The following is a 6634-nucleotide window of genomic DNA, read 5'->3' as shown; positions in this document are numbered from 1 at the left end:
TACCCTCACCACCGCATCCACCAAAGACTACCGACTCTTAGAGACCTTAGTGGCTCCCTTACAGGAGCGATTAGGGGGCGTGGTTGCTGACAGCGGGTATTTTGCGGTTCGTTTTTTACAAGCCATCTACAATCGTTTTTCTATTCTGGTGACTACGCCTTGCCTTTTCAAAATAGGTCAGTCAATGAGCCAGTTCAAGCAATACTATAATGATATGGCGGGTTCTTGGGCTGGCAAGCTCAGGTACCATCGCCGGAAGCCCTCGATTGAGCCAACGTTTGCCCTCCTTAAAGAACTTACCGGTCTGACTGGCAATACGATGTTGCCTTATAAAGGCTTGGATCGGGTCAGTGCCTATTTGCTGACGGCCAGTTGTACGGTTCAGTTGATGATGTACGATAATTTCATCAATCAGCGAGAGTTGGGTAGCTTAGAAGCGTTTAAAGCCTCTTTTCAATAATGCCCACCCCTCATATTAATAAATAACTATTAGCTTAAGACGGGTATTTGGCAGAATGTATTTATCGCTTTCTTTTTATAGTTTGCTTTTGCCGCTCACGGATGGCCTTCATTTCGGCAACGAGCTTTTCGTGTTCGTATTGATTTTTACCCTGTACCATTGCTCTACTGTAATCGTTTGGCGTATTACCGCTTTGGGCTTGTAGCAGTTTATCAAGCAATTCCGGCTCGTGCTTTGCCAATTGACAGCCGTGATTATAGCCTTTCACGAACTCTTTGGATGGTTCCTCTTCTACGTTCATGGCTAGAAAGTGCTTTTGGAATTTCGGTTCAGATATTCGTTGATCGAATCCGTATCATACAGAATGATTTTCTTTTCGGGCTGGGAGAAACGAATGCTCACCTCGTCGCGAAGCTTCTGCAATGTCGTTTTGCTTTGGATGCGCAGCTTTTGCATGGCTTCGCTGCCCGAAATCCATTTATCTTCCCTGATCGCTTGCTGTTGCTGAATGCGTTCAAGAACCTTGTCAATCAAGGCATAAAAGGCTTCATCGTGCAGACAGATAACTTCCATTGTGTTTTTGCCTCAAAATAGAAATCATATGGGTAAAAGCTTTGCACAACGTCTAAATACTGGCCTTTACGAATATCCAATTTATTTAAAGGACAAATACCCCAGACTTAAGGCCTTGTTGTAGATGACCCCGAATTGTCCGCATATAGATAGCTAATCCATTCTTGCCATGCTTATTACCTTTGCTTCTATGGTGGGTCTCAAATCTGGCAAGGAAATCGTATGTAAACCCCTGAACAATAAATCCTTGCCCTTACGGTATTCTTTCAGGACACAGATCAAGCCTGTATCGGCACGACCGTAAAAAGAAAAACAGCGAGAAGGCCAAATGGGCCCTGAAATGTTTAAGGGAGTATAAAAAAAAGGTAGTCACATTTTCATGTAACTACCTGATTTTCAGAGTAGCGGGAGCTGGACTCGAACCAGCGACCTTTGGGTTATGAGCCCAACGAGCTACCAACTGCTCCATCCCGCGATGTTGGAGTGCAAAGGTACGACGATATCCTATAAAATCAACTACCTTCGTAAAAAAAAGTTTACGAACCCTGGAAACGTTTTTCAAAGTTTGGGAGTTCTCAACTAAAGCCACTGGTTATCAGCCAGCGGGATCACCTCAGGATGAATACACAACTGATTGAAAATTTTCCGGCCGACCATAAGGCTGGATTTGTAAGCATCGTTGGCAAACCGAACGTAGGTAAGTCAACCTTGATGAACCAGCTCGTTGGCGAGCGGCTCTCCATCATCACCTCGAAGGCCCAGACAACGCGTCACCGCATTATGGGCATCCTGAACGGAACTCACCAAGGTCAGGAATTCCAGCTCGTTTACTCCGACACACCTGGTATAATTAAGCCGATCTACAAGTTGCATGAGTCTATGATGAGCTTCGTGCGCGGCTCCATTGAAGATGCTGACGTAGTGTTGTTTGTTACAGATATCTTCGAGCAGCATGATGAAAATGATGTTATCGAACGATTGCAAAAATCAGAAGTACCTATCCTGCTGATTATCAATAAGATCGACCAGGCGATTCAGGCACAGGTAATCGAAAAAATTGCTTATTGGCAAGAACATTTCAAAGCGCAGGAAATCATTCCGATTTCGGCTCTGAATGGGTTTAATATCGACCATGTATTCGACAGCATTTTTTCCCGCCTGCCACAGCACCCACCCTATTTCCCTAAAGACGAACTGACCGATAAACCTGAGCGGTTTTTCGCATCGGAGATTATCCGGGAAAAGATATTTCTGAATTACAAGAAAGAAGTGCCTTACAGCAGTGAGGTGATCATTACCGGCTTTAAGGAAAAGGAAGATATTATTGTTGTTCAGGCCGAAATTCTGGTCGAACGGGCAACACAGCGCGCTATTTTGCTTGGCGAAGGCGGCAAAATGATTAAGAAAACGGGAATTATGGCCCGTGAAGAACTGGAACGGTTCTTCGGTAAGAAAGTATTTTTAGAACAATTCGTCAAAGTAGAGCCCGACTGGCGGCAGAAAGAGCGCATGCTCAAGCGGTTGGGATACGACGAGTAGTGATGAATGATAATCGATAAACAATGAGTGGTCTACCTCAATAGATACTCATTGATCATCATTCATCATTCATCGTTCATCACTTCAAATCATGGCAAATATTGTTGCAATTGTTGGGCGCCCTAATGTGGGTAAATCAACGCTATTTAATCGCCTGACCGAACAGCGGCAGGCCATTATGGACAACCAGAGTGGGGTAACCCGCGACCGGCATTACGGCACTGCTGAATGGAATAACCATTATTTTACCGTCATCGATACGGGCGGCTACGTAGTGGGTTCCGAGGACGTATTTGAAGAGTCGATTCGGGAACAGGTGGAAATCGCTATTCAGGAATCGACTGCTCTGCTGTTTGTGGTTGATACACAAACGGGCATTACGGGTCTGGATGAAGATTTTGCTAACGTATTACGTCGGTCGAAGAAGCCGGTATACGTAGTGGCCAATAAAGCGGAAACCGCTGAACGTTCTCATGCAGCCTCCGAATTTTACGCACTGGGTCTTGGTGATCCTTACCCAATTTCGTCGATGACCGGTACAGGAACCGGCGATCTGCTGGATGAACTCATCAAGCATTTTCCGACGCCTGGTATCGAAAACCCAAACGAAGGCATTCCACGTATCGCCATTCTGGGTCGCCCAAACGTTGGGAAATCGTCGTTTTTGAACGTACTGACTGGCCAGGAACGTAGCATCGTGACCGACATTGCCGGTACCACCCGCGACGCTATCGATACGCGCTACAAAGCCTATGGCAAAGATTTCATTCTGACCGACACGGCTGGTTTACGACGCAAAGCCCGCATTACGGACAATATTGAGTTTTACTCGACGCTACGTTCGATAAAGGCTATGGAAGATTCGGACGTGTGTATCATCCTGCTCGACGCCACACGGGGGATGGAGGCTCAGGATATGAACATCATCGGCCAAGCTGTAAAAGCCAAAAAGGGCGTCGTGGTTATGGTGAATAAGTGGGATGCCGTGGAAAAAGATCACCGCACAGCCGACGTGCTACGTAAGGAAATGATTCAGCGATTGATGCCCATCGACTACCTGCCCATCATTTTTGCGTCAGTTCACGAAAAACAGCGCATTTTTCAGGTAATGGAAAAAGCAATGGAGGTCTATGAAAACAAAAGCCGAAAAATTGCTACGTCTAAGTTGAACGAGGCCATGCAGCCCGAAATCGAAAAGTATCCGCCACCGTCGATTAAGGGTAAATACATAAAAATCAAGTACATGCTGCAGGTACCTACGCCTTCACCGACGTTTGTGTTTTTCTGCAATCTGCCCCAATACATTCAGGAAGCTTATGAACGCTTTCTGGAGAACCGAATTCGGGAACATTTCGATTTTACTGGCGTGCCCATTACGGTGTTTTTCCGGCAAAAATAACCTTGTTACGTTTCCACAAATGCCATTCAATTACACTTGGACTAATTGAATGGCATTTGTGATATACACGCTCATTACGTATCAAATGCGTGAAATACCCAACCAATGAATGCTGAACGCTCTGGTTACTGGTTGGGGGCTTTTCTGGTTTTTCTGGCGGCTTTCTGTTTTGCAACAAAAGGAATCCTAATAAAACTGGCTTATCAGTACCCCATCGACCCCATTACGTTGTTAACGCTACGTATGCTATTTGCGCTGCCGTTCTATGTCGGCATTATTTTGTACGGCATTCGAAAAGGAGAGCAAATACCCGTTCTTACCATCAGACAGTGGAGCGCGTTAGCTATATTCGGCATAACAGGTTATTACTTAGCAAGCTTCTTCAATTTTCTGGGGTTAGTGTACATAACAGCCAGTCTTGAACGAATTCTGTTGTTCGTATACCCAACTTTTGTTCTGATTATGAACGCTGTCGGTTTAGGTCGTCGCGTTACGGCTTTGCAGGTAGGAGCGCTGTTATTGACTTATACGGGTATAGTTATTGCCTTCTGGGGAAACGTTACAACATCAATCCAAAAAGATGTTGTCCTGGGCGCATTCTGGGTTATTTTGAGTGGCGTAGTTTATGCCATTTACCTTGTTGGCAGCGACCGGATGATCGCTCGTATTGGCGCACGGCAGTTTACCTGTTATGCTATGATTGCCGCCACTATACCTACTGTCGCGCATTATAGTAGTCAAAACGGTTTGCAACTGGCCCATATACCAACACCTGTGTATCTGCTTGCTATCACGATGGCCATTTTTGTTACCGTGATACCAACATTCTTAATTGCCGAAGGAATCAAGCGAATCGGCTCGGGAAATGCCTCTATAATTGCCAGTATTGGGCCAATTTTTACAATATTTCTTTCCACATATATTCTTCACGAAACGATTAGTTACGAACAGCTAATCGGCACTTTTTTTGTATTAACAGGGGTATTTATAATAGGTTGGCGTGGGAAATAATTAAAAATAAAATTTACCGTTTGAAAAGTTTTTCATCTATAATTGCCTGATAAGTCGTATGTTACGATTACAACGCATGCACATCATATCATTAGTTTATAATAACCTCGAAAAATTAAATCGAAATGAACATCAAGAAATTAGTTAGTTCGATGTATCATTTTTTTTAAGTAAATTTCCCGCTACCTACCATTTTTCTCTCTAATTGACACTACAAAAATTATGGACGACGAAAAACGCATTGACAAAGCGGCCTACGTGCTAAAAGCAGTAGCGCATCCGCTCCGCATCAAAATCATTCAGATGCTGAATGAGAACAAGGAGTTGAACGTATCGACGATTTACAAAAATCTCAATGCCGAACAGTCGCTGATTTCTCATCATCTGATTAATATGCGCGACAAAGGAATTCTTGATATCCGACGTAGCGGGAAAAATATTTATTATTTCCTGGTCGATACGGCCGTTGCAGAAGTGATTGACTGCATCTATAAAAGCAAACTATTGAATTAAACTCTACTAAAACAAACATCCCGAAAGCGAACTGCCTTCGGGATGTTGAGAATGCTTAACCGAATAATTCGCCCGTTCGGAAATTGGGCACAATACCCAAGTGCCTGTAGGCTTTCTCGGTGGCTTCGCGCCCACGGGAAGTTCGCTTCAAAAAGCCTTCCTGAATCAAAAAAGGTTCGTATACTTCTTCAATCGTTTCGGCCTCTTCACCACAGGCCGTGGCAATGGTAGTCAGCCCAACTGGCCCGCCTTTAAATTTGTCGATAATCGTCATCAAAATTCGATTATCCATATCATCCAAGCCATTCTGGTCAACCTCAAGCGCGCTCAGGGCAATCTCCGCAATTTCGACGTTGATGTAGCCGTTGCCTTTCACCTGAGCAAAATCGCGGGTGCGACGTAGCAGATTATTGGCGATACGTGGTGTACCACGGCTCCGACGAGCAATTTCATAAGCCCCCGTTTCGTCGATAGGCGTTCCGAGAATGGCCGAAGATCGTTGCACAATACTGGTCAATAACTGCGCATCGTAGTACTCCAATCGACAACTAATACCAAATCGGGCACGTAACGGTGATGTCAACATACCCGCACGTGTCGTTGCGCCAATCAGCGTGAACGGATTGAGCTTGATCTGCACCGTCCGGGCGTTCGGGCCAGAATCGAGCATGATATCGATCTTGTAATCCTCCATGGCCGAATACAGATACTCTTCCACGATGGGGTTTAGCCGGTGAATCTCGTCAATAAACAGGACGTCGTTTGGCTGGAGATTAGTTAGTAGACCGGCCAGATCGCTGGGTTTATCAAGCACCGGTCCCGACGTCATTTTGATGTTTGCATTCAGCTCGTTGGCGATTATATGCGACAAGGTCGTTTTGCCCAGACCTGGAGGGCCGTGAAGCAATACGTGGTCGAGTGCGTCGCCCCGCTGCATGGCTGCCCGGACGAAAACTTCGAGGTTGTCCAGGACTTTAGCCTGCCCGGTAAAGTCCTCGAAAGAGAGGGGACGTAGCGCCCGTTCGATCTCTTTGTCGGTGGCCGTCATTCCCTCTGTAGAGCCTTTCAAAAAGTCGTTTCGCATGATTTTAATTAAGACCAATACGGCCCATTACTGACCTGAACTGGGTCATTTTTGG

The 6634-nt window shown here is 45.4% G+C and carries 8 protein-coding genes and 1 tRNA gene; 5 read left to right on the top strand and 4 right to left on the bottom strand.

Features of this window, described 5'->3' with window-relative positions; all coding sequences use genetic code 11:
• Positions 1–460 (top strand): hypothetical protein (locus IC229_RS32630; RefSeq protein WP_190892780.1); only part of this gene is annotated, 460 nt, incomplete at its 5' end.
• Between the two features lie 61 nt (positions 461–521).
• Here IC229_RS32630 and IC229_RS32625 read toward each other — a convergent pair.
• From IC229_RS32625 to IC229_RS32615, 3 genes are all read right to left on the bottom strand, one after another.
• The gene (locus IC229_RS32625; protein WP_190892778.1) at positions 522–761 is read right to left on the bottom strand and encodes a hypothetical protein; all 240 of its coding nucleotides are present in this window, start codon (positions 759–761) and stop codon (positions 522–524) included.
• A 2-nt stretch (positions 762–763) separates the two neighbouring features.
• Positions 764–1033 (bottom strand): DNA-binding protein, encoded by a 270-nt coding sequence (locus IC229_RS32620; protein ID WP_190892776.1) that lies wholly within the window; start codon positions 1031–1033, stop codon positions 764–766.
• A 402-nt stretch (positions 1034–1435) separates the two neighbouring features.
• Positions 1436–1508, bottom strand: a tRNA-Met gene (locus tag IC229_RS32615).
• 143 nt (positions 1509–1651) lie between these two features.
• On the opposite strand from IC229_RS32615, the gene era reads away from it, so the two are divergent.
• From era to IC229_RS32595, 4 genes are all read left to right on the top strand, one after another.
• Positions 1652–2572 carry a GTPase Era gene (era, locus tag IC229_RS32610; protein ID WP_190892774.1) on the top strand — a complete coding sequence of 307 codons (921 nt, stop codon included), beginning with the start codon at positions 1652–1654 and terminating at the stop codon, positions 2570–2572.
• A gap of 91 nt (positions 2573–2663) precedes the next feature.
• On the top strand, positions 2664–3971 hold the full coding sequence (gene der / locus IC229_RS32605; RefSeq protein WP_190892772.1) for a ribosome biogenesis GTPase Der: 1308 nt from the start codon (positions 2664–2666) through the stop codon (positions 3969–3971).
• Positions 3972–4076: 105 nt separating this feature from the next.
• The gene (locus IC229_RS32600) at positions 4077–4982 is read left to right on the top strand and encodes a DMT family transporter (RefSeq protein ID WP_190892771.1); all 906 of its coding nucleotides are present in this window, start codon (positions 4077–4079) and stop codon (positions 4980–4982) included.
• 222 nt (positions 4983–5204) lie between these two features.
• Entirely contained in the window at positions 5205–5495 is a 291-nt protein-coding gene (locus IC229_RS32595; RefSeq protein ID WP_223834342.1) for an ArsR/SmtB family transcription factor, read from the top strand.
• Positions 5496–5550: 55 nt separating this feature from the next.
• Here IC229_RS32595 and ruvB read toward each other — a convergent pair whose 3' ends face one another.
• Entirely contained in the window at positions 5551–6579 is a 1029-nt protein-coding gene (ruvB, locus tag IC229_RS32590) for a Holliday junction branch migration DNA helicase RuvB (RefSeq protein WP_190892769.1), read from the bottom strand.
• Positions 6580–6634 lie beyond the last annotated feature (55 nt).

This window comes from Spirosoma profusum, from assembly GCF_014699005.1.
GTDB lineage: Bacteria > Bacteroidota > Bacteroidia > Cytophagales > Spirosomataceae > Spirosoma > Spirosoma profusum.
This window is presented reverse-complemented; position numbering and strand designations above follow the sequence as displayed.